Genomic DNA, 22,513 nt, shown 5'->3' on the forward strand with positions numbered 1-22,513 from the left:
GGGAGGTGTCTCGCGTCCTCCCCGCTTCTGGACCCACGAGCCGATGTTCGGCCTGCCCCCAGGGGCGCACCAGGCGCCGCCGTCCCTGGTAGTCCGAGTACCACCCAGCTTGCTGACACCCCGGCGCATACTGGGCCCATGAGCACTCACACCGAGCTCGGCCCGGCCCTGCGTGCGTGGCGCGACCGCATCGGTCCGGCCGACGTGGGCCTGCCGGTCGCGGGCAACCGGCGGGTTCCGGGGCTGCGCCGCGAGGAACTGGCCGTCCTGGCGGGCATCTCCGTGGACTACCTCGTGCAGCTCGAACAGGGCCGCGCGGGGAACCCCTCGCCCCAGGTGCTCGGGGCCTTCGCGCGGACGCTGCGGCTCAACGCCGTGGACCGGGAGCTTCTCTACCGGCTGGCCGGTGCGGTGGTCCCGCCGTCGGGGTCGGTGCCGCGCGAGGTGCCGCCCGGCGTCCAGCGCATGATCGACCGGATGAGCGACACCCCGCTGGCGGTCTTCACCGCCGCGTGGGACACCGTGCAGAGCAACCCGCTCTGGGGCGCGTTGTTCGGTACACCTGCCGGGCCCGACGCCGCGCCGACCAATCTGATCCGGGGCCATTTCGCCGCTCCGGGCAGCGCCCCGGACGCGGTCGGCACGTCCCGCATCGAGCGCGACGCGGCGCACGCCGACGCGTTCGAACGCATGATGGTGTCCGATCTGCGGCGGGCCGCCGACCGCTATCCCGACGACCGCGCCGTCACCGAACTCATCAGCGGCCTGCGCGAGACCAATCCGCGCTTCGCGGACCTCTGGGACCGCTACGAGACCGTGCCCATCGGCCGCTCGCGCAAGACGGTCGTGCACGCCGAACTCGGCGGGATCGTCCTGGACTGCGACATCCTGACCATCGAACGCGCCGACCTGCACATCGTCCTGAACTGGGCCGCTCCGCACACCGACGCCGCCGCGAAACTCGCGGTGCTGCGCGACCGGTTGACCGCGGCGGCGCGCTGATCCGCCGCCTCGGCCCCACGGTCCGTACCGGGGGCCATCGACCCCCGGTACGGGGGCTCAGCCGATACGGCCCCGCAGCCAGCCCATGATGTCCCGGGTGACCGGGTCGACGACGTCGGCCGTCTCCTGCTCGCGCTTCTTGACGTACTTGGCCCAGTACGGGCAGACCGGGACGACGCGCTTGCCGGTGGCGCGGACGTCGGCCAGGGCCTCGGTCACCAGGATCGAGGCCAGACCCTGTCCGGCGAAGCGCTCGTCGACCTCGGTGTGGAAGAAGACACGCTGCTCGTCGTGGTCGCGGTACTCGGTGAAACCGGCCGTTTCACCGTCGACGATGATGACGTAGCGCTGCTCGTCGGGGCGGTGTTCCACGACCGGAGGGGTGGCAGTTGTCATGACGCTGGGCTCCTGGTTCCTTGCGGTTCTCGGTACCGGTGGGTGTGTGGCGTGGTGTGTTCTGGGCGTGGTCAGTGGGGCCTGTGGTTGCCGCGCGGTTTGAGGGTGCTGTTGGGAAGTTCGGGGGCCGGCAGACGGGCGCCCGGGTAGCCGGAGACCGTGCCGAAGCGTTCCGCGGCGGCCGCCCAGTCGGCGCGCGCGGCGACGACCTCCTCGTGGCTGCGGCCGATGAAGTTCCACCACATCACGATCTCTTCGCCGAACGGCGTGCCGCCCAGCAGCAGAAGTCTGGCGGGGCCGCTGCCCTCGTTGGTGAGCGTGATCGTGTCACCGCCCGGAGCCAGGTAGCCCAACTCGCCGCTCGGAACCGGGGTCCCGTCGACCCGCACCGTGCCTTCGTCGACGAGGGCGCCGTGTTCGAAGGCCGGGTCCACCGCGAGGGTGGTGTGCGCGCCCGGTTCGAGCACGATCTCCGCGCCGAGCAGCGGGGAGTACGTGGCGACCGGGGAGGTGTCACCGGCGAGCGTGCCGAGGAAGACCCTGGCCTCTCCCCCGTCGAGGGCGACGGCCTCCGGGGCGTGGTGCCGGAACGCCGGTGCCACGTCGCGGTGCTCGTCCGGGAGCGCGATCCAGAGCTGGATGCCGCGCAGGATCGTGGTGTCCGGGGTGGAGACCTCGGAGTGGCTGATGCCCCGGCCGGCGGTCATCAGGTTCAGCTCGCCCGGCCGCACCATGGCGTGCGTGCCCAGGCTGTCGCGGTGCTCGATCTCCCCGTCGAACAGCCAACTCGCCGTCTGGAGACCGATGTGCGGGTGCGGCGCGACATCCATCCCGCCGGTGGCGGCGACGGCGTCGGGCCCGTAGTGGTCGGCGAAGCACCACGCGCCGATCAGGCTCCGCTGCCGCTGCGGAAGGGTGCGCCGTACGGTCATCGCCCGCGGGCCGCCGAGCGGTACCTCGCGGGCCGGCATCACCTCCACGCGGCGCCCCTCGACCCCGCCCTGATGCGGCGTCACGGTCGTGCGGCGCGTGTCGGTCGGCGCCTGCTCGTTTGCGGCCATGGTGCTCTGCCCCCTCTGTGGATCTTGCCCGTAGCAAGGTGCTTGAAATGTAAACTATATTGGCGTGGGCCGCCACTCCCCCGGCGGCCCCGAACGAGGGAGGGCTCAGCCATGAGCAGCAGCACGGTGACCACCACCGGCGGACAGGACCGACGCCGCGTCTTCATCGACAAGCAGTCCCCGGACGCGTACCAGGCCTTCCGGCAGGCGGCCGAGACGGTCCGTGCCACGGCCGTCGAGGCCGGACTGGAGCCCGCCCTGCTCGAATTGATCAACATACGGGTCTCTCAGATCAACGGCTGCGCCTTCTGCCTCAACACGCACACCCGTGCCGCCCTGCGCGCCGGCGAGTCACCGCTGCGTCTGGGGGTCCTGCCGGGGTGGCGGGACACCGACGTGTTCACGGAGCGGGAGCGGGCGGCGCTCGCGCTGGCCGAGACGGTGACACACCCGGAGGACGCCGTCGCGCAGGAGTCGGCGTACGGCGCGGCCCGGGAGGTGTTCGACGAGGCGGAGCTCTCCGCGGCGATCTGGGCGGCGATCAGCATCAACGCCTTCAACCGGGTCTCCATCCTCAGCAAGCACCCCGTACGCCAGGCCGCCATGGTGAACCCGGCGGTCCAGTGACCCGATACACCCACCGCGCACCCTCACCTTCCTCACTGGGTGAAACTACGCGTACGCCCCCAGCGGCACCGACCCCACCCCACACGTACCGACCACCCACGTACTGACCACACACGTACCGACCACACGACATGGAGGGCCCACGATGGCCATCGAGATCACCGACTTCCCCGACGACAACCGCTTCGAGGCCCGAGTCGACGGGCAGCGCGCGGGTGTCGCCGAGTACATGCGCACCAAGGAGAGCGGGCTCGTCGTCTTCACCCACACCGAGGTCGACCCGCAGTACAACGGGCAGGGCGTCGGTTCGGCGCTGGCGCGCGCGGCCCTGGACGCCGCGCGGGCGGACGGGCTCAGGGTGCTGGCCGTGTGCCCGTTCATGTCCGGCTGGATGGCCCGACACCCGGAGTACCAGGAGCTCGCCTACCAGAGCCGCAGCAAGGTCGAGGACTGACGCCCGGCGCGAGACACCATGTGCGGGGTCTCGCGCTAGGTCGTGTCTTCAAAGTGGGTTTGCGAGACCATGGGTCGGTGAGTCGTCGCTATGAACTGACGGATGAGGAGTGGGAGTTGTTGTGCCCGCTCCTTCCGGCCGGGTCGTTCGGTCGCCCGCGTGCGGATGACCGAACGGTGCTGAACGGAATCGTGTGGAAGATTCGGGCCGGTGCCGCCTGGCGGGACGTGCCGGCCCGGTACGGGGCCTGGCAGTCGCTCTATACCCGCTTTCGCAGATGGGCCCTGGACGGCACCTTCACCCGGATGCTCGCCGCGGTTCAGGCTGACCGGCAGGCGAGGGCGGACGTGGACTGGCTCGTCGCGGTCGACTCGACACTCGTCCGTGCCCACCAGCATGCCGCCGGCGCGAAAAAGGGGGCCGGGCGGGGGACGAACCGGCAGATCACGCCCTCGGTCGATCCCGCGGAGGATTAACCACCAAGCTCCACCTGGCCTGCGACGGCCGAGGCCGTCCCCTCGCGTTCGTCCTGACCGGCGGCAACCGCAATGACTGCACGCAGTTCGAGCAGGTCATGGCCCGCATCCGCGTCGCAGGCCCCGGCCCGGGACGGCCACGCACCCGCCCCGCGCGTGTGGTCGCCGACAAGGGCTACTCCTCCCGCTCGATCCGCGCCTACCTGCGCAGACGCGGTATCAAGCACACCATTCCCGAGCGCATCGACCAGCTCAACGGACGGATCAGGCGCGGCGAACGTCCCTGCGGCTTCGACAAAGCCCACTACCGGCGCCGCAACGTCGTCGAACGCTGCTTCAACCGGCTCAAGCACTACCGCGCCATCGCCACCCGCTACGACAAGACCGCTACCTCATTCGAAGCCGTCATCACCCTCGCCGCCACACTGCTCTGGCTCCGACCACTTTGAAGACACGACCTAGGGCCTGTCGTTTGGATCAGGCCCTAGGTCGTGTCTTCAAAGTGGGTTTGCGAGACCATGGGTCGGTGAGTCGTCGCTATGAACTGACGGATGAGGAGTGGGAGTTGTTGTGCCCGCTCCTTCCGGCCGGGTCGTTCGGTCGCCCGCGTGCGGATGACCGAACGGTGCTGAACGGAATCGTGTGGAAGATTCGGGCCGGTGCCGCCTGGCGGGACGTGCCGGCCCGGTACGGGGCCTGGCAGTCGCTCTATACCCGCTTTCGCAGATGGGCCCTGGACGGCACCTTCACCCGGATGCTCGCCGCGGTTCAGGCTGACCGGCAGGCGAGGGCGGACGTGGACTGGCTCGTCGCGGTCGACTCGACACTCGTCCATGCCCACCAGCATGCCGCCGGCGCGAAAAAGGGGGCCGGGCGGGGGACGAACCGGCAGATCACGCCCTCGGTCGATCCCGCGGAGGATTAACCACCAAGCTCCACCTGGCCTGCGACGGCCGAGGCCGTCCCCTCGCGTTCGTCCTGACCGGCGGCAACCGCAATGACTGCACGCAGTTCGAGCAGGTCATGGCCCGCATCCGCGTCGCAGGCCCCGGCCCGGGACGGCCACGCACCCGCCCCGCGCGTGTGGTCGCCGACAAGGGCTACTCCTCCCGCTCGATCCGCGCCTACCTGCGCAGACGCGGTATCAAGCACACCATTCCCGAGCGCATCGACCAGCTCAACGGACGGATCAGGCGCGGCGAACGTCCCTGCGGCTTCGACAAAGCCCACTACCGGCGCCGCAACGTCGTCGAACGCTGCTTCAACCGGCTCAAGCACTACCGCGCCATCGCCACCCGCTACGACAAGACCGCTACCTCATTCGAAGCCGTCATCACCCTCGCCGCCACACTGCTCTGGCTCCGACCACTTTGAAGACACGACCTAGGGAGTGGACCGCAGCGGAGGCGCCTGCCACGTCATGCCGGGCGGCTGGAGCAGCGGCGAGGGCTCGGGTCCCGGGTCCTCGCCGTCGACGACTCCGGCGGCCGTACGGTCGAAATCCGCCGGCCAGCGGGTCCGGTCGCTGGCCAGCGCACCGGTCAGCCGCGCTCCGGCGAGGTCGGCGGTGCTCAGGTCGGTGCCGCGGAGGTCGGCCGTACGGAGGTCTGCGCGGTGGAAGACGGCGCCGCGGGCATCGGCCTTGCGGAGGTTCGCCTCGCGCAGGTCGGTTTCGGTGAACTCGGCGTCGCGCAGGTCGGTGTGGACCAGCTTCGCGGCCCGCAGGTCGGCCAGGACGCAGCGGGCCCGGCGCAGGACGGCGGTCGTGAGGTCGGCGTGCCGGAGGTTGACCGAGACCAGCGAGGCCTGGGTCAGGTTGGCGCGGTACAGACCCGCGGCCTCCATGCAGGCACGGTCGAAGTTGACCTCGGGGAACCACAGTCCGTCGCAGTCGGCCCGGCGCAGATCGGTGAGGCTGAGGTTGACCCAGGACTGCTCCCGGTGCTGACACAGCACGCCGAGCGCGGTCAGTGCCACCTGGGCGTCCGCGGTGCGCGTCTCCAGGGGCGCGATGTCGTTGATGGGCGCGTCCGCCGCGGGTGCCTCGGCAGCGGTGGGCGGCCACGGCAGGTGGGTCCGCAGATACGCGGCCTGGATGGAGATGATGGCTTCCCGGTCGCGGCCGGACTGCTCCGCGATCCGCCACAGCGCGTGCAGCCCGCCGATGCGCACGTCCAGCTTGTCGCTGCCGAGCTGGTCGACTGCCCGGCTGAACCGGTCGGTGACGTAGCCCTCCTGAGTGGCCCTCAACCCGTCCTGGCTCACGCGCAGTTGCCGCCAGGTGGCGTACGCGCCGAAGAGGACGACCAGGCCGCCGACCACTTGCAGGAGCGTCGTACGGACGTCGTTCACCGCTTTCAGGCGTTCCTTCGCGGCGACGCTCGCTCCGCCGAGATCGTGGTCGACGATCACCCCGGGCAGTACGACGAACACCGTGGCCAGGGCCACCAGCCCCGCCACCACCGCGAGGCCCACCGCCGCGCGACGTACGAGCCCTCTTCCCGGCCCCGCCCCTGTCCCCATGGGCACCAGAGCCTAGGTGCCGCCCCAGAGGCGATCAAGGGGGTGGGCCGCACGTCCAACTGGGCCCGCGGCAAGGGCGAGAGGCCCCCGGGACGGTGTCCCGGGGGCCTCGGAAGAAGGGTGTTCGCGTCACCCGTTGAAGCAGGCGTTGCCGAGGGCCGGGTTGAGCAGGCCGACGACGTTCAGGGAGTTGCCGCAGGCGTTGACCGGCACCTCCACCGGTACCTGGACCACGTTGCCGGAGACCACACCGGGCGAGTTCTGCGCCACGCCGAACGGGTCGGTGTCCGCGGCGGCCATCCCGGCGGTTCCGAGGACGGCGATACCGGCCGCGGCGGCCGTGAGACCCAGCTTGATCATGGGCTTCATGAAGACTCCTTGAGTGAGACGAAGCGTGACGGATACGCATCCCGTCACCACCCAGGCACTCACAGGTTCCGCCGGTGCGCCTCTCGGGAGGTCCGTCCCGGGGGCGGTCGACCCGCCGCACGCCTCCGGTCGCCCCGGGGTGGCACGCCGGGCCGCCCCCTACTCCGCGGAGCGGCCGAAGGGGCCGTCGTCCGCGAAGGCGTGGGCGGCGAAGCGCTTGCCCATCCGGCGGTACGCGGCGGCGTCGGGGTGAAGGCCGTCGGTGAGGTCGCCCGCCTCGTCGGGGCCGAGCAGCTCACGGCCGTCGAGATGGTGCAGGTGCGGGTCGTGTGCGCCGCGAGCCGCCACGATCCGGGCCAGTTCCTCGCGGACCACGGACAGGGTCAGCGCCCCGGTGGCCACGTCCTCCGGGTCGCCCAGGGCCGCGATCCTCCCGTCCGGTCCCACCGCGGTCGGGCCGGGGGTGTCCTCGACGGCGGGGCAGCTCACCGGGGACACCACCAGGAGCGGGGTGTCCGGGTGGCCGTCCCGGATCGTGTCCAGGAACCCGTGCACCGCCGGGCCGAAGGTCCGCGCCCGGAAGGCGGCCAGGCTCACGATGTTGATGCCGACCTTGAGGCTGATCAGGTCGGCGGGCAGGTCACGGATCGTCCGGGCGACGTACGGGTCGAGCAGCGCGTTGCCCGCCAGGCTGAGGTTGATCACCTCCACGCCGCCGAGCGCGGCCGCCACCGCCGGCCAGGTGCCGGTCGGGCCGTCGGCCTCGACGCAGTGGCTGATGGAGCTGCCGTGGTGCACCCACCGGCGGCGTCCGTCCGGCAGCGGCGCGAGCACCTCTCCGTCGGCGCGCAGGGCCACCAGTTCCGTGGGGGTCTGCTGCGGCAGCCACAGCTCGACGGTCTTCATCCCGGCCGGCAGCCCGGTGAACCGTACGGTCCCGGGCTCCCCCGACACCGCCTCCTGGACGTCCCCGGGGCCCGCCATCCGCAGCACGTTGCCCACCGGCGCCTGCCGCCGCCCGGTCACGACGCCGTCGACCACCAGCTCCAGCATCCCGGTGGGACGCGGCTCGGCGTCGGTCTCGAGCTGCCCGGTGGTGGTGAGCACCTCGAACTCCAGCGTCCGGGCGTCGGTACGGAACACCAGCCGCACCCCCGAGGGCATCACGGTCACCCCGTGCACCGATGGGTCCTGGTACTGCTCCGCGGTCCAGGCGGGCAGCCGGCGCGGCATCACCCCCGCCGGCCTGCTCTCCAGGTCCAGCGCACCCCGGAACTCCACCGGACCCCCCACCAGCGGAACCTCCCGCAACGCCACCGCCACCCCTCCCGCCTCAGGCCGAACACTCCGGGTCGCCCCTTGCGGGCCGACCGTCTCAGGTCCGGAACCACGTACCCGCGCAGGAGCCGTTGAGCCCGTTCACGAACCACCCGCACTCGATCAGGGCACGGGGGCGTGACATCGGCCCCCGCTCAGCGGTCGGCGAGGGCCCGGATCTCGTCGGCGATCAGCTGGGGGTCCTCCTCGGCCATGAAGTGGCCGCAGGAGACCGTGCGGTGCTCCAGGTCGTCGGCCCAGGCGCTCCACAGTCCCTGGGCGTGGTAGCCGAGCGCGGCGCCCCAGTCCTGCTGGAGGACGGTCACCGGCATGGCGAGCCGGTTGCCGGCCGCCCTGTCGGCGGTGTCGTGGTCCACGTCCACGCCGGCGGAGGCGCGGTAGTCGGCGACGATGGACGGCACGGCCGCCGCGGACGCGGCGAGGTAGTGGGCCCGTACGTCGGCGGGGATGGCGTCCGGGTCCTGGGTCCAGGCGTCGAGGAAGTACGCGAAGAAGGGGTCGGCGGCCGCCCGGATCATCTCCTCGGGCAGTCCGGGGGCCTGGGCCATCAGGTAGAGGTGGAAGCCGACGGCCCCGGAGACCCCGCGCAGCGCGTCCCACATGTCGAGGGTCGGCAGGACGTCGAGGAAGAGGGCGCGGGAGACGGCGTCCGGGTGGTCCAGCGCGGCGCGGAAGGCGACCAGGGCTCCGCGGTCGTGGCCGGCCAGCGTGAAGCGGTCGTGTCCCAGTTCGGCGGCGAGGCGTACGACGTCCCGGGCCATGGTCCGCTTGGAGTAGACGTCGGGGCCGGTCTCGGCGGGCTTGTCGCTGGCGCCGTAGCCGCGCAGGTCGGGGCAGATGACGGTGTGGTCGGCGGCGAGGTCGGCCGCGACGTGCCGCCACATCAGACGGGTCTGCGGGAAGCCGTGCAGCAGGACGACCGGGCTGCCCTGGCCGCCGACGGCCGCGTTCAGGGTGACGCCGTCGGCGTGCCCGTTGTTGTCGCCGCCGTTGGCGTCGCCGTCGTCGACGCGGACCTGGTGCTCGGTGAAGCCAGGGATGGTCGGGGTGGTCGGGGCGGTCGGGGTGGTCACAGTGACTCCTGTGGTGCGTGAGGTTCGTGGCAGAGTGGACGTCCCGGACCGCTGACCTCGGTGGTCCGGTTCGTTCCGGGGACGTCACCCAGGGTGTGGGCCCCGGATCAGCGATCGATGAGTGAGCACGCGGCACCCGTTTCGGGACGGCGCCGCCCGCGGAAGGACCCTGTCGTGGGCGTGGAGTTCGGACTGCTGGGGCCGGTGGCCGCCTGGGACGGCGACGGTTCGCCGCTCCCGCTCGGGGCACCGCGCCACCGCGAGGTGCTCGGGCGGCTGCTGATCGCCCGCGGCCGCGTCGTACCGGTCGGCCGGCTGACGGCGGACCTGTGGGGCGACGAGCCGCCCGCGGGGGCGGTCGGCGCGGTCCGCACCTTCGTGGCGGCGCTGCGCCGCGCCCTGGAGCCGGGCCGTCCACCCCGGCAGCCGTCCCGCCTGCTGATCACCGACGGCCCCGGCTACGCCGTGCGGGCGGGCCGCGAGGCGGTGGACGCCTGGCGCTTCGAGGACGCCGTCGCGCAGGCCGCCGACGCGCCGCCCCGCACCGCCGTCGCCCTGTGGGACGAGGCGCTCGCCTGCTGGCGGGGGCCGGTGCTGGCCGACTTCCCCGCCGCCGACTGGGCCGCCGCCGAACGGGCCCGCCTCCACGCGCTCCGCCTCGACGCGGTCGAACGGCGGGCCGACGCCCTGCTGGCGACCGGCGCCGCCCGCGACGCCGTCGCCGATCTGCGGGCCCACGTCGCCGCGCATCCCGGCCGGGAGGACGGCTGGGTGCTGCTGGCCACCGCGCTCGACCGGGCCGGGCGGCGCGGCGAGGCACGGGAGGCGCTGGCCCAGGCACGTGCCGCCGGGGGGAGCGGCTCCGCCCTGGCACGGACCGAGGCACGCATCCTCAGCGCGACCACGCCGACTCCGGCCGAACCCGCCGGTGCGGCCGACAGCGTCTGGGGCCGGGCGGCGGCCTCCTGGGACCGCTCGGTGCCCGCGCGGTCCCGGGCCCGGCTGCACGCCACCGCCGGACTGCTGCGCGATCTCGCGGTGACCGGCGCCGACGGCCTGGAAGAAGCCCGCCGACACAGAAAAGACCTGGTCGCGGTGGCCGAGACCACCGGCGACACGGAGCTGGCCGCCCGGATCATCGGCTCCTACGACGTCCCGGCGGTGTGGACCCGCGCCGACGACCCGGCCGGCGCCGGTGAGCTGGCGCGGGCCGCCGCCCGCGCCGCCGCCAGGCTCGGCCCCGAGGGCCCCGCCGCGCTGCGCGCCCGGCTGCTGTCGGTCGTGGCGGTGGAGTCACGCGGCGACGCCACCGCCGACGCGCCGCTCCCCCGGGCGGCCGCCGCGCCCGCCACCGAACCGTGGCGGCTGCGCGCCGAACGCGCCGCCGAGGAAGCCGTCCGGCTCGCCCGCCGCCTGGGCGATCCCGCGCTCCTCGCGTTCGCCCTCAACGGCGCCTTCATGCAGTCGTACGCCCACTGCGGTTCGGCCGCGCCCCGGGCCGCCCTCGGCGCGGAACTGACCCGACTGGCCGTCGACCATCAGCTTCCCGGGCACGAGGTCCTCGGCCGCATCGTCCGCCTCCAGGCTCTCGCGGGGCTGGGCGACTTCGCCGCCGCGGACACCGAGGCCGAGGAGATCGACCGGCTCGCGCTGCGCAACGAACGCCCGCTCGCCACCGTCTTCACCTCCTGGTACCGGGCGCTGCGCACCACCGAAACCGACGGCTGGGCGGCAGCACGCCCCCGGTACGAGTCCGTCCTCGCGGACACCGCCGACTCCGGCATGTCCGGCCTCGCCCAAGGTGCCGCCGCCCTCGTCGCACTGGTCCCCGCCCTGCGCGGCGAAGCCCTGCCCGACCCGGCGGACTTCGCCCACCTCGACGCCGGCCCGTACCGCCCCTGGCTCGACCCCCTGCTGCTGGCCGCCTCCGGCGCCACCACCGAGGCGTACGACGCCCTGACGGCTGTCCCCCGGCCACCGCACGACCTCCTCCAGGAAGCCCTGTGGTGCGTCCTCGCCCGCGCCGCCGCGGCCGTGGGCCACCTGCCGGTCCTGCGCCGCGCCCGCGCCGAACTGACCGCCGCCGAAACCGAGTACGCCGGCGCCGGCAGCGGCCTGCTCACCTTCGGCCCGGTCGCCGACCATCTGACGGCCACCGATGCGGCTCTCGCCGCCCACGCTCCCGGTGCGGCCGACGGCGGCGCACAGCGCGGTCACAGTCGGCCCATCACCGCGACGGCTCCGCTCAACTCCCCGCGCACGTAACGTTATTACGGGATTCGACCGTCCAATACGCGCTGAACCCTCATGTTCCACCCGGGTCGCTTCTAGAGTTGTCGCGGCGGCTTCTCGGAGAGGACGTGGAGATGGACCCGATGGTCGTGGCAGCCGGCACCGCTCTGGTGGGGGCGATGGCCACGGATGCCTGGGGGCAGATTCGCGAGGCGACGGCGGCGCTGTGGCGACGGATGAGCCCCGAGCGGGCCGCCGAAGCCGTCACGGAGCTCGAGGAGTTGAGGAGCCAGGTCGTACAGGCCCGCGGGGAGGGCGACGCGCACGCGGAAGAGGCGCTGGTCGGCGCGTGCCGTCTCCGCCTGCACCAGCTGCTCCACCAAGACCCGTCCTCGTACGCGGAGTTGCGGCATCTCCTCGACGTGCATCTGGTGCCCGCCTTGAGCGAGCGCGAACGGGTCGCCGTGCGGTCCGTCGCGCAGAACGCCACGGTGTCCGGCGGCGTGAGCATCCAGGCCGGCCGGGATGTGCACGGCCCCGTCGCTCCGCCACCATGACCGGCTCGGAGCATCCGCCCTCGACACGGGTCGAGCAGCGTGCGACGGCCTCGGGGTCCGCGGAGGTCAACCAGGCGGGCCGGGACGTGCACAGGGCCACCCACGTGTACGAGGCGCCGGCTCCGGCACGACCGTCCGTCATCCGGGGCCTGCGCCGCGACTCGCCCTATTTCACGGGCCGTGAGCGGGAGTTGAAGGGGCTTCTGCACGCGGCGGCCTCGGGCCGGGTACGCATCCGCACCGTCAGCGGCATGCCGGGCGTCGGCAAGACCGCCCTCGTCACCCGGGCCGCGCATCTCCTTGGGGAACAGTTCCCCGACGGGCAGTTCTTCGTCGATCTGCGCGCCCACGCCCAGGGCCAGTCCGCCGCGGATCCGCACGACGTCCTCGCGAATCTGCTCGCCGGACTCGGTATCGATCCCCGCAGCCTGCCCGCGACCCTGGACGGACGCAGCGGCCTGTGGCGCGACCAAGTCGCGGGCAGACGCGTTCTGCTCGTGCTCGACGATGCCGCCGACAGCGAGCAGATCGAGCCGCTGCTGCCGAGCGGCGCCACCTGTCTGACCTTGGTGACCAGTCGCAGCCGCCTGGTGGACTTCGACGGCGCCGAACTGCTGTCGCTGGAGACGCTGCCGCACGATGAGGCGGTCGCTCTGTTCCGTCTCCTGGCCCGCCAGGATCCGCTGCGCTCCGACCCGGACGGGTACGCCGTGCTGGACCATCTGGTGCGGCTCTGCGGTCACCTGCCGCTGGCGATCGTGCTGCTCGCCGGGCGCCTGGCCCACCGTCCGGCGTGGACCGTGGCCGACCTCGCGGCCGACTTCGCCGACGCGAAGGACAGGATCGGCCATCTGGCGGCCGGTACGCGGGCCGTCGATGCCGCGTTCAGGCTGTCGTACCGAAATCTGCCCCCGTCCGGGCAGCGGCTCTTTCGCCGACTGAGCCTGCACCCCGGACCGGACATCGACTCGTACGCGGCGGCCGCCCTGGACGGCGTCCCGCACGAGCGAGCGGTCCGCGCGCTCGAAGCGCTCTACACCGGGCACTTGTTGGAGGAAGTGGCCCCGCGGCGGTACCGCCTCCACGATCTGCTCCGCGAGTTCGCCGCCACGTGCTGCACCGACCACGAGCCCGCCGACGAACGCGATCTCGCGCTGGAACGGCTCCTGGCGTACTACCGGCGCACCGTTGAGTCGGCCGAGGACGTCATCGCCGCCCATCGCCGCGGGACGCCGCCGCTGCCCGACGCGAACAGCGCGCTGACGTGGCTGCGGACGGAGCGCGCCAACATCCTCGCGTGCCTCGATCACGCGGGCGCCCACGGCCTGGCGGTGCATGTGGTCGAACTGGATACGGCCCTGGCCCCGCTCCTGCTGCGCGAGGGCCCCTGGCCCCAGGCCACCGCCTTGCACGAACGCGCCGCCGACATGGCACACCGGCTCGGGGACCGGCACGGTGAGGCCCATGCCCTCAACCGGATCGGCCTCGTGCGGTACATGACCGCCGACTACGCGGCGTCGATCGGCTTCCACGGGCGCGCCCTGGCCCTCTTCGAGGCGTTGGGTGACCGCGGTGGGCAGGCCGCGACCCTCAACCATCTGGGCCGGGTGCGCGCCACCACCGACGACTACGGGGCCGCGACGGACCACCACGAGCGGGCGCTGTCACTGTTCGAGGAACTCGCCGATCGACACGGTCAGGCCACCGCGCTGCACGGTCTGGCCCGCGTCCGGTACATGACGGCTGACTACACGGCCTCGACGGACTTCAACCAGCGCGCACTGACACTGTTCAGCGCGCTGGGTGATCTGCGGGGTCAGTGCAATGTCCTGCTCGGTCTCGGCTTCGTCGGCTACCTGACCGGGGAGTACGCCGCGGCCACGGACTTCCACGAACGCGCACTGGCGTCGTTCGAAGCGCTCGGTGACCGGCACGGGCAGGCGAGCGCGCTCCAGGACCTCGGCCGGGTGCGCTTCATCACCGGGGACTACGCCGCCGCCGCGGACCTCCACGAACGGGCCCTGGCCCTGTTCGAGGAACTCGGCGACCGGCACGGGCAGGCCAACGGTCTGAACAACGTGGGGCGCGTGCGGTACGTGACCGGGGACTACGCGGCGGCCGCGGACCACCACGAGCGCGCGCTGGCCCTCTTCGAGGAATTGGGCGACCGGCACGGGCAGACGAACGGCCTGATACACCTGGGGCGTCAGCGGTTCGCCACCGGCGACTTCGAGGGCGCGGCCGCCCTGCACCGGCGGGCCCTGGCCCTCTGCGACGCGATCGGCAACCGGCACGGCAAGGCCAACGCCCTTCATGACCTCGGCCGCACCCACTGCGCGAAGTCCGAGCACACGACGGCCGTGGCGCTCTACGAGCAGGCCCTGCGGCTCTTCCAGGAAGTGGGAGACCCGCAGGGCGAAGCAGAGGTCTGGAACAGCCTGGGGGCGCTGCGGACCGGCACCGGCGCGCCCCGGGACGGACTCCTCGCGCACCACCGGGCCCTGGCCCTCGCCCGCCGGGCACACTGTCCCCTCGACGAAGCGACCGCACTGGAGGGCGCCGCGAGGAGCCGACTGCTCTCCGGCGACTTCGAGGGCTGCATGGCCGACTTGAGGCTGGCCGTCCGGATCTACGACCGGATCGGGGCCGCCGCGGCCCAGCCCGACGAAGGGCCGGCCTCGCTCTGAGGTCCCGCGACGGCATGCCTCGGCTGTCAGGCTCCAGGTCACCGACGCCGCAGCCGCCCGAGCCACGAGCGGGCCTGGGCGCGCCTGCGGGGGTCCGAGGCGGTGCGGCGGGCGGCGGCGATGGTGCGGCGGCCCTGCGGGGTGCGGCTGTACTGCTTGATCCGGTTGAGAATTCCGGGCATGGCTCCTCCATGGTGTCGTACGGCGGGGTTCCGCTCCGTCGCGGCACCGCTCGCTGTGCGACTACCCGGGATGCGGTAGAGAACACGAAAGCGGGCATACGGGCGGTGCGGGCGCCTACTCCGGCGCCAAAACAGCGCCGAGTTGAGGGAGTTGCCATGTTCGCCGTAGCCGCCGCCGTGTTGTTCTTCGTGGCTTTCTTGATCAATGCCGCCGACATCTCGACGAATGATGTCTTCTCGTCCGTGAACATCATGCTGCTCGGGCTCACCGTTCTGGCCCTCCACCTGGCGGGCGCCGGTGGCTGGGCGAGCAGCCGGTCGTCGCGTCGGCGCTGAGCGCGCAAGCCGAGTACGCGGGGAGTCGCACGATACAGGTGCGCGTGGTCAACTGCCGTTTCCGGAATGGAGGTTGTCGGTGAGTACGGACGAGATGGTGAGGCCGGAGACGTCCCCGGGGCGCTCCGTCGAGGAGGCCCACGAGAGGGTCAACCGGCGGTGGGCGGAGGTGCTGCAGGAGACCCGGGTGGCGCAGACGGGTGTGCAGATCCTCTTCGGCTTCCTGTTGAGCGTGGCCTTCACCCCGCGCTTCGACGATCTCGGCGCCTTCGACACCCACGTCTACGTGACGACCGTGATCCTGGGCGCCGCGGCCACCGGCGCCCTCATCGCCCCCGTCTCCCTGCACCGCATCCTGACGGGCCAGCAGATGAAGGACGACCTGGTGACGATCGCCGGGCGGCTCATGGTGACGGGGCTCGTCCTGCTGTCGCTGACCATCAGCGGGACGGTGCTGCTGATACTGCACGTGGTGCTGCCCGACCTGCTCGCCGAGATCTTCGCGGGGTCCGTACTGCTCTGGTTCGCCCTGTGCTGGTACGTCCTTCCCCTGTGGCTGAAGAAACGGTCCGTCCGACGCCATCGCAACGATCTCTGACGCGAGCGGTGGCGGCACGGGCTTGAGCCATGTTCGCCGTGTCACCGACCCGGCACACGGTGCCCCGCCCCCACGACACGTGGGGTGCGGGGCTCTTGGCGTGACTGCTGGGGAACGGCTCGGGCGGGCACGGTGAGGGGGCGGGGGCCACTGTCACGCCGAGTGCCGTACGTGGCCACGTAGTTGGCGGATTCGTGTGTTCCGGACCGGGCCGGCGAGCGCGCCGTCGCCGTGGCGGGACGGCGCAATCGACACATTGCCCCGTCTGTCCGGCGGCAGTAGAAGAAGCATTACCCCGATACGTTGCGGCCGCGGCGTCCAGCAAGGCATCACATCACAGCTCTTCGCAGCTCTCAGAGAAGCAAGGTGATCCAGCATGCCGCAGGACCCGCACAGCGCAGTGAGCAACGAACCCGAGGACGGCACCACGTCGATCGCCGCCGAGCAGGAGGCCGTACTCCAGCCCGCGTCCCAGGGGACCGCCGGCTCCGCCCAGCACGCGACGGACGAGGGCCTGGAGCAGATCGAGGGCTACCGCCGCCCGGAGCACTTCGCGCCGGAGGCCTGGACGGCCCCGACCGCCTCGCTGCCCGACATCGGAGAGGCGTCGTTCGGCCCGCCGCCGCCGTCCGCGGAGACGGTGCACGGCCCCGACGACCGCGTACAGATCGCCAACACGAGCGTGTACCCGTGGCGGGTGCACTGCTATCTGCTGATCACGGCCCGCGACAACGCCCTGTATCAGGGCACCGGTTGGCTGCTCGGGCCGCACACCCTCGCCACCGCCGGCCACTGCGTGTACATCAAGGGCAGCGGTGTCGCGGGCCGCGACGGGTGGGTCAAGAGCATCCAGGTCATGCCCGGCCGCAACGGCGGTTCGCTGCCGTACGGCAGCATCACCTGCACCAGCTTCCGTTCCGTGCTCGGCTGGACGAACGACGGCGACGAGAACTTCGACTACGGCGCCATCATCACGCCCAACAACATCGGTGACACCGTGGGCTGGTTCGGCTTCGGCGTGTACTCGGACTCGGACCTGCTCAAGACCACCGGCAACATCGCTGGCTATCCGGGCGACAAGCCCTCCGGCACCATGTGGTACGCGGCCCGCGGCGTCGACTCGGTCGCCGCGCGCAAGGTGTACTACGACATCGACACCGCCGGTGGGCAGAGCGGCAGCTCCGTGTACCGCATCGACAACAACAACCGCTACGGCTTCGCCATCCACGCCTACGGTGGTTCCCGGGTGAACTCCGGCACGCGGTTCACCACCCCGGTCTACAACAACTACGTGGCGTGGAAGGCGTGATCCGAACCCCATGAACGGCAGCAGCTCCGGAGTGGAGATCACCGGTGTCGTGCGCGACGCGTCCGGCGCACCGGTGGCCGGTGCGCACGTCCTGTTCACCGCGGGCCCTCGCCCACTGCCGGACATCGCTGCCCTGACGGACACCGAGGGACGCTTCTCACTGGGGGCCCCGGCGCCCGGTGCGTACACCCTCACATGCCGGGCGGATCCCCTCATGGGTTCGTCCGGCACGGCCGAGGCCACCGTCTCCGTCGAAGCGGGCCGCCCGGCCGGGGCCGCGGAACCGATCCAGGTCGATCTGACGCTGGGCTGAGTGTTCCGCGTGGGCCCATCGCGTTGACCGATCCCGGGAGAAGGTGCTGGAGTCGCCGCGTGGACAGCATCCCTGCCAACCGGCGGCTCTGGAACCGGATCAGCGGCGACTACCAGCACGCGCGCGGTCCGCGGATCGGTGCCTCGCCCCGAGCGGCCCGCACGATGGGGTCGGCCCCCCCTACCCGCTGGTGCAGGGCTCAGCGGAACAACTCCCCTGCGCCGCGGTGGGCGCCTGGGCGACGGCGCTGCCAACTACCTACTCACCTACGGCGGCTGGGTCAGGGTCAGGGTGCTGCGCGGCGCGGGTCTCGTCATCGGCGACCTCATCCAGCCGCGCCCCTATCGCGCAACTCCCCATGGCTGCAACGAAACCGACCCGCCCGACTGTGCCCCCACATGTTCCGGTACGGCGCGAGCGGATCCGGCCGAAGCGCCGCCGCGATCCCGTCCGGGGAGACATGATCAGGGCGGGCGGGCGCGTATCCCGCACCGCTGAGGGGGAGTTGGCGTGGGCAAGGTGGAGGAGTTCGAGGAGCTGCGGCCGCTGCTGTTCTCGATCGCGTACCGGATCCTGGGCAGCGTGAGCGAGGCGGAGGACGCGGTGCAGGAGAGCTGGCTGCGCTACGACGCCTCCTCCACGCGCCCGGTGTCGGTCAAGGCGTTCCTGTCGACGACGGTGACCCGCATCGCGATCGACGTGCTGCGCTCCGCCCGCGTACGCCGTGAGCAGTACGCCGGGCCGTGGCTGCCGGAGCCCCTGCTCGACGACCCGTACGAAGACCCGGCCCGCGCCGCCGAGTTGACCGAGTCGGTGTCGATGGCGGCGCTGGTGCTCCTGGAGCGGCTCAGCCCGCTGGAGCGCTCGGTATTCGTGCTGCGGGAGGTCTTCGCCTTCGGTTTCGACGAGATCGCCGCGGCGGTGGACCGCTCGGAGGCGGCGTGCCGTCAGCTGCTCGTCCGGGCCCGGCGCCACATGCGCGAGGGGCGGCCCCGGTTCGAGGCGGACGGCAAGGAGCGGCAGGAGCTGGCCGAGCGGTTCTTCGAGGCGCTCTTCGAGGGTGACGTGGACGGGCTGCGGAGTCCGCTCGCCGCCGATGTCCAGCTCGTCGGGGACGGCGGCGGCAAGGCGCCGCAGCTGGCCCGGCCCGTGGCCGGTGCCGCGAAGGTGGCCCGGCTGCTCGCGACCGTGCACCCGCTCATGGCGCGGACCGGTATCACCTGCGAGCCCCGCGAGATCAACGGGCAGCCGGGCGCGCTCTTCCACGACCGCGACGGGAGGATCCTGCGCGTCTTCGTCCTCGACGTGCTGGACGGTCAGGTCCTGACCGTCCGCTCGGTCCTCAATCCGGACAAGCTCGGTCACCTCGGCCCGGTCGCCGACGCCTGGGCCGTCGATCGGGAGCTGCGGGAGGCCCGCAGGCAGGCGCGGTGACGTCCCGAACCACCCACGCCCGCGGGTCCACGCGATATGCTGATGCAGATAGTGCAAGCGATTTGCAGAATGCGAGGAGGGTCATGGCCAATCGGACGTCCGACGCCGGGACGAACCAGAGCGTCGAACGAGCGGTCTCGGTGTTGCGTGCACTCGACTCCGGCCGCGCCGAACTGCGGGTCTCCGATGTCGCCGAACTCACGGGTCTCGGATCCTCGACCACTTCTCGTCTGCTGTCCACCCTTGAGCGCCTCGACATGGTCGAGCGCGACCCGGTCAGCAATCTCTACCGGCTGAGCCTCGGCGTGCTGCCGCTCGCCGCCACCGCCGCCAACCGCCACCCCGTGCACCGCGCCGCCCGGATGGTGTTGCAGGACCTCGCGACGCGCACCGGGCTCGGGGCCAACGTCGCGGTCCGGCGCGGCACCGAGCTGATGTTCCTGTGCAACTTCGAGGGGGCCCGCGCCCCCAAGTCGTACACGCAGGCGGGGCACACCGCGCCGCTGCACGCCACCAGCATCGGGAAGTGCCTGCTCGCCGGGCTCGGCCCCAAGGAGCGGCGCACGTTGCTGCCCGAACCGCTGAGCGCGCACACCGACTACACGACGACCAGCCACGATCTGCTCGACACCGAGATCGAGACCGTGCGGCGCACCGGTTACGCGATCGAGGCGGAGGAGCGCGCCCTGGGCCGCGCCTCGCTGGCCGCGCCCGTGCGGGACGCCTCGGACGACGTCGTCGCCGCCATCTCCCTGTGGGGGCCGACCTCACTGCTCGGCAACCGCGACGAGGGCGACGGGCAGCGGCCCGAGCTGGTGCGTGAGGTGATCGAGGCGGCGGACGCCATCAGTCAGGCGCTCGGCGCGCTCTGACCCGTACGACACCAGGGGACCCGGTGAAGGCGTCGGCCTTCACCGGGTCCCTTCGCGCTGAGCGCTGAGCGCTGTGCGTGACGCGGTGCGCGTTACGCGCCGAACGCCTTGAACGCGATCACGTGCGCGTGCCGCGCCCCGTGCGTCGCGTCCACCACCAGGCGCAGCGCGTCGGTGCGCACCGGCCCGCCGTCCGCGTCCCGCAGGGCGTGAACGCGGTGCCGGCGGCGGTTGTCCGTCACCGTGAGGAGCGTGCGCCAGGTGCCGTCGGGGTCGCGGCTCTGGAGGCGGTAGTCGCGGACCAGTTCCGGCATCACCTCGTACGGGGTGCGGTGGCGGTGCAGGTTGTTGAGGTACTCGTCGACGTCGTCGTCGAACACCAGCCGGGCCTCGGTGAGTTGCTGCTCCGTGTCCCAGTCGAGGCGGAGCCACTGCTCGGCCCGCGCCGGGTCGGGCATTGGCGCCGAGGACCACATCTGCGGTCCCCCGTACGGGCGTTGGTAGCTTCCGGCGGCGCGCTCGGGCAGGAACGCGGCGGTGTCCGGCGTCGCGCGGAATGCGAAGGACCGGCGGCGCAGCCCGCGCGCCTGCCATTCCAGGACCAACTGGCCGTCCTCCTCCGGGATGTCGTGGTCGACGGCCGCGTCGCCCTCGACGCGGCTGCGCAGGGCGAGGACGCCGTCGGTGCGGTCGGGCAGCAGGACCAGGGCCGCGTCCGGGCACGCCCGCACGATCGCGACGACGTTGTCGGGGGCGTCGGGGCGGTGACCGAGCGGCGCCGTGACCCAGTGCGGCCCGCCGGGCGGGACGGTCACGGTCGTCGTGATCAGACGGTCGACCGGGACCGCGTTCTCCGGGGTGCCGGTCGACCACAACTCGACGGTGAGGTCCCGTGGTTCGGCGGGAGCGCCGTGGACGAGCAGGTCGAGGGTGTCGAGGGCCGGGTCGACGGGGAGCAGGAGCGCGAGGTCGCGGGTGAGCGGGTGGGGCTCGCCGGGGGTGTCCGGGGTGGGCTCGGCGGCCAGGCGGGTGAGCTGTGAGGAGGCGCTGACGCGGGCCGCGCGGGCCAGGTTGTCGGGGTCGTCGTCGGCGAGACCGATGACGGAGGCGTCCTGCCGCAGCAGCGTGCGCCGCACCAACTCGGGCCGCTTGGTGGCGAGTTCGCGCGGGGTGAGGCCCTCGGTGACGCACAGCGCGGCCGCTGTGCCCGCCGCCTCCCCGAGCGTGGCGCAGGTGGCCATGACGCGGGTGGCGCCGAAGGCGATGTGGGTGGCCGAGATGTTCCGGCCGGCCATCAGCATGTTCGTGACGTTCACCGAGTACAGGGAGCGCAGCGGGATGTGGAAGACGCCGTCCGCGTACCGCTGGCGGGCGCCGGGCTCGTCCGCGTACATGCCCTGGACGGGGTGGAGGTCGACGGACCAGCCGCCGAAGGCGACGCGGTCGTCGAACTGGCGCTGCTGGAGGATGTCCTGCTGGGTGAGGACGTGGTCGCCGAGGAAGCGGCGGTACTCGCGCTTGCCGGGGAGGCTGCCGACCCACTCCAGGGTGAGGTTCTCGGCGTCGGGGAACTCGCCGGAGTTCTTGATGTGGTCCCAGATGCCCATGACGACGGCCTGGAGCTCGTCGCGGATGCGCTCGTTGTCGTGGACGGTGTCGAGTTCGCCGCCCCACTCGACCCACCAGTAGTCGCAGCCGTTGTCGCCGGTGCGCAGCACCCGGTTGCGCAGGATGGGTGTGGTGGAGAGGTCCTTGGCGTAGGCGGGGGGTACGAACTTCACCGGGCGGCCGGTGTCCTTGGTGTGGAACAGGATGGTGGAGCCGAGCAGCGCCCGGTCCGCCTCGGCGGGCGCCCAGGGCTCGTCGAACTCCTCGCGCGCCTCCCGGCCGATGCGGTGGCGGGCGCCGACGAGGTGGCCGAGCAGGCCGTCGCCGGTGCAGTCGAGGAACTGCGCCGCGTGGAAGGTGATGCGGCGTTCGGAGCCCATCATCCAGCCGGTGCACGAGTGGATCTCGCGGGCGTCCTCGGGGCCGCTCGCGTCGGCCTCGCGCACATCGGTGTTGAGGTACAGGTCGAGGTTCGGCTCTGCATGGACGGCGTCGAGGACGACCTGGTCCCAGTAGTAGGGGTTGCCCTCGGGGTTGCGGAACTGGTTCTCGGTGTACAGCTCGCCCATGATGCCGGTCTCGCGTGCCCAGCGGTGCACGCCGTGGGCGGTGGCGCCGCAGACCCAGACGCGGACCTCGCTGCTGGCGTTGCCGCCCAGCACGGGCCGGTTGTTGACCAGGGCGACACGGCGGCCGAGCCGGGCCGCGGCGATGGCCGCGCAGGTCCCCGCCAGCCCGCCCCCTATGACGGCGATGTCGTAATGGACCTCTTCTTCCCGCACGGTGCGGCCTCCTTGGTGTGCAGCTGGGATACGCCCCGCGCAACGGAGCGGCCTTGAACGTACATCACATCCATATTGTGCAAACACTGTTCCGACAGTGGGATTCGTTGTAAGTTTCCGGCGCGGCCACCGAACGTGGCCGGCACGAGCCGCAGTACAAGTTCTTGGCAGGTGGGACGAGTTCAGCGGTCCCGTACAGAAGCGACGATTCACCGACCAAAAGGGTTGACTCCGTCGCGCTATATGGAGAACGATCCCGCATGCTGCAACTGGCATTCGATGGA

General features: G+C 72.1%; 22 protein-coding genes. 14 read left to right on the top strand and 8 right to left on the bottom strand.

Translation table 11 applies throughout. The annotated features are described in order from the left end of the window. The first annotated feature begins 138 nt into the window (after positions 1-138). Positions 139-1,002: a helix-turn-helix transcriptional regulator gene (locus ACYBSK_RS23055; protein ID WP_460243147.1), complete on the top strand. Its 864-nt coding sequence runs from the start codon at positions 139-141 to the stop codon at positions 1,000-1,002. 57 nt (positions 1,003-1,059) lie between these two features. On the opposite strand, the gene ACYBSK_RS23060 is transcribed toward ACYBSK_RS23055, so the two are convergent. Together ACYBSK_RS23060 and ACYBSK_RS23065 are read right to left on the bottom strand one after the other, a co-directional pair. Further along, positions 1,060-1,398, bottom strand: a complete 339-nt coding sequence (locus ACYBSK_RS23060; protein WP_457479120.1) for a GNAT family N-acetyltransferase — start codon at positions 1,396-1,398, stop codon at positions 1,060-1,062. 71 nt (positions 1,399-1,469) lie between these two features. After that, positions 1,470-2,459: a pirin family protein gene (locus ACYBSK_RS23065; RefSeq protein ID WP_460243148.1), complete on the bottom strand. Its 990-nt coding sequence runs from the start codon at positions 2,457-2,459 to the stop codon at positions 1,470-1,472. 111 nt (positions 2,460-2,570) lie between these two features. On the opposite strand from ACYBSK_RS23065, the gene ACYBSK_RS23070 reads away from it, so the two are divergent. From ACYBSK_RS23070 to ACYBSK_RS23085, 4 genes are all read left to right on the top strand, one after another. Beyond that, positions 2,571-3,086, top strand: a complete 516-nt coding sequence (locus ACYBSK_RS23070) for a carboxymuconolactone decarboxylase family protein (protein ID WP_460243149.1) — start codon at positions 2,571-2,573, stop codon at positions 3,084-3,086. Between the two features lie 145 nt (positions 3,087-3,231). Beyond that, positions 3,232-3,540 (top strand): GNAT family N-acetyltransferase, encoded by a 309-nt coding sequence (locus ACYBSK_RS23075; protein WP_457479123.1) that lies wholly within the window; start codon positions 3,232-3,234, stop codon positions 3,538-3,540. 77 nt (positions 3,541-3,617) lie between these two features. Then, positions 3,618-4,465 (top strand): IS5 family transposase gene (locus ACYBSK_RS23080; protein WP_460243150.1). Its coding sequence is split into 2 segments (ribosomal slippage): positions 3,618-3,957 and positions 3,957-4,465, totalling 849 coding nucleotides; the frame shifts between segments, so codons are not numbered across the junction. A 77-nt stretch (positions 4,466-4,542) separates the two neighbouring features. Further along, positions 4,543-5,390 (top strand): IS5 family transposase gene (locus tag ACYBSK_RS23085; protein WP_460243152.1). Its coding sequence is split into 2 segments (ribosomal slippage): positions 4,543-4,882 and positions 4,882-5,390, totalling 849 coding nucleotides; the frame shifts between segments, so codons are not numbered across the junction. Positions 5,391-5,399: 9 nt separating this feature from the next. Here the strand turns inward: ACYBSK_RS23085 and ACYBSK_RS23090 are convergent. From ACYBSK_RS23090 to ACYBSK_RS23105, 4 genes are all read right to left on the bottom strand, one after another. After that, complete coding sequence (locus tag ACYBSK_RS23090) at positions 5,400-6,539, bottom strand: pentapeptide repeat-containing protein (protein ID WP_460243154.1); 1,140 nt, start codon at positions 6,537-6,539, stop codon at positions 5,400-5,402. Positions 6,540-6,668: 129 nt separating this feature from the next. Next, complete coding sequence (locus ACYBSK_RS23095) at positions 6,669-6,908, bottom strand: chaplin (protein ID WP_457479125.1); 240 nt, start codon at positions 6,906-6,908, stop codon at positions 6,669-6,671. Between the two features lie 159 nt (positions 6,909-7,067). Then, positions 7,068-8,219, bottom strand: a complete 1,152-nt coding sequence (locus ACYBSK_RS23100; RefSeq protein WP_460247080.1) for a GDSL-type esterase/lipase family protein — start codon at positions 8,217-8,219, stop codon at positions 7,068-7,070. Positions 8,220-8,380: 161 nt separating this feature from the next. Continuing rightward, positions 8,381-9,319, bottom strand: a complete 939-nt coding sequence (locus ACYBSK_RS23105) for an alpha/beta fold hydrolase (RefSeq protein ID WP_460243155.1) — start codon at positions 9,317-9,319, stop codon at positions 8,381-8,383. Between the two features lie 174 nt (positions 9,320-9,493). Here ACYBSK_RS23105 and ACYBSK_RS23110 point away from each other — a divergent pair, with 174 nt between their 5' ends. The 3 genes from ACYBSK_RS23110 (at position 9,494) to ACYBSK_RS23120 (ending at position 14,795) form a co-directional block, all read left to right on the top strand. Further along, positions 9,494-11,584 carry an AfsR/SARP family transcriptional regulator gene (locus tag ACYBSK_RS23110; protein WP_460243156.1) on the top strand — a complete coding sequence of 697 codons (2,091 nt, stop codon included), beginning with the start codon at positions 9,494-9,496 and terminating at the stop codon, positions 11,582-11,584. Between the two features lie 101 nt (positions 11,585-11,685). After that, positions 11,686-12,108 (top strand): hypothetical protein, encoded by a 423-nt coding sequence (locus tag ACYBSK_RS23115; protein ID WP_460243157.1) that lies wholly within the window; start codon positions 11,686-11,688, stop codon positions 12,106-12,108. Beyond that, entirely contained in the window at positions 12,105-14,795 is a 2,691-nt protein-coding gene (locus tag ACYBSK_RS23120) for an ATP-binding protein (RefSeq protein ID WP_460243158.1), read from the top strand. Before ACYBSK_RS23115 ends, ACYBSK_RS23120 begins: the two co-directional genes overlap by 4 nt. 38 nt (positions 14,796-14,833) lie before the next feature. Here the strand turns inward: ACYBSK_RS23120 and ACYBSK_RS23125 are convergent, their stop codons facing one another. Further along, a complete protein-coding gene (locus ACYBSK_RS23125; protein WP_457479131.1) occupies positions 14,834-14,977 on the bottom strand; it encodes a hypothetical protein in 144 nt (47 codons plus the stop codon). A gap of 156 nt (positions 14,978-15,133) precedes the next feature. Here ACYBSK_RS23125 and ACYBSK_RS23130 point away from each other — a divergent pair, with 156 nt between their 5' ends. From ACYBSK_RS23130 to ACYBSK_RS23155, 6 genes are all read left to right on the top strand, one after another. After that, a complete protein-coding gene (locus ACYBSK_RS23130) occupies positions 15,134-15,313 on the top strand; it encodes a hypothetical protein (protein WP_457479132.1) in 180 nt (59 codons plus the stop codon). Between the two features lie 94 nt (positions 15,314-15,407). After that, positions 15,408-15,911, top strand: a complete 504-nt coding sequence (locus tag ACYBSK_RS23135) for a DUF6328 family protein (protein ID WP_460247081.1) — start codon at positions 15,408-15,410, stop codon at positions 15,909-15,911. 376 nt (positions 15,912-16,287) lie between these two features. Next, the gene (locus ACYBSK_RS23140; RefSeq protein ID WP_457479133.1) at positions 16,288-17,220 is read left to right on the top strand and encodes a trypsin-like serine peptidase; all 933 of its coding nucleotides are present in this window, start codon (positions 16,288-16,290) and stop codon (positions 17,218-17,220) included. A 10-nt stretch (positions 17,221-17,230) separates the two neighbouring features. After that, complete coding sequence (locus ACYBSK_RS23145; protein ID WP_457479134.1) at positions 17,231-17,533, top strand: carboxypeptidase-like regulatory domain-containing protein; 303 nt, start codon at positions 17,231-17,233, stop codon at positions 17,531-17,533. A 510-nt stretch (positions 17,534-18,043) separates the two neighbouring features. Beyond that, positions 18,044-18,967 (top strand): RNA polymerase sigma-70 factor, encoded by a 924-nt coding sequence (locus ACYBSK_RS23150; RefSeq protein ID WP_460243159.1) that lies wholly within the window; start codon positions 18,044-18,046, stop codon positions 18,965-18,967. Positions 18,968-19,050: 83 nt separating this feature from the next. After that, entirely contained in the window at positions 19,051-19,839 is a 789-nt protein-coding gene (locus tag ACYBSK_RS23155; RefSeq protein ID WP_457479136.1) for an IclR family transcriptional regulator, read from the top strand. 92 nt (positions 19,840-19,931) lie between these two features. On the opposite strand, the gene ACYBSK_RS23160 is transcribed toward ACYBSK_RS23155, so the two are convergent. Next, the gene (locus ACYBSK_RS23160; RefSeq protein WP_460243160.1) at positions 19,932-22,229 is read right to left on the bottom strand and encodes an FAD-dependent oxidoreductase; all 2,298 of its coding nucleotides are present in this window, start codon (positions 22,227-22,229) and stop codon (positions 19,932-19,934) included. Positions 22,230-22,513 lie beyond the last annotated feature (284 nt).

Source organism: Streptomyces sp. BYX5S (assembly GCF_054724165.1).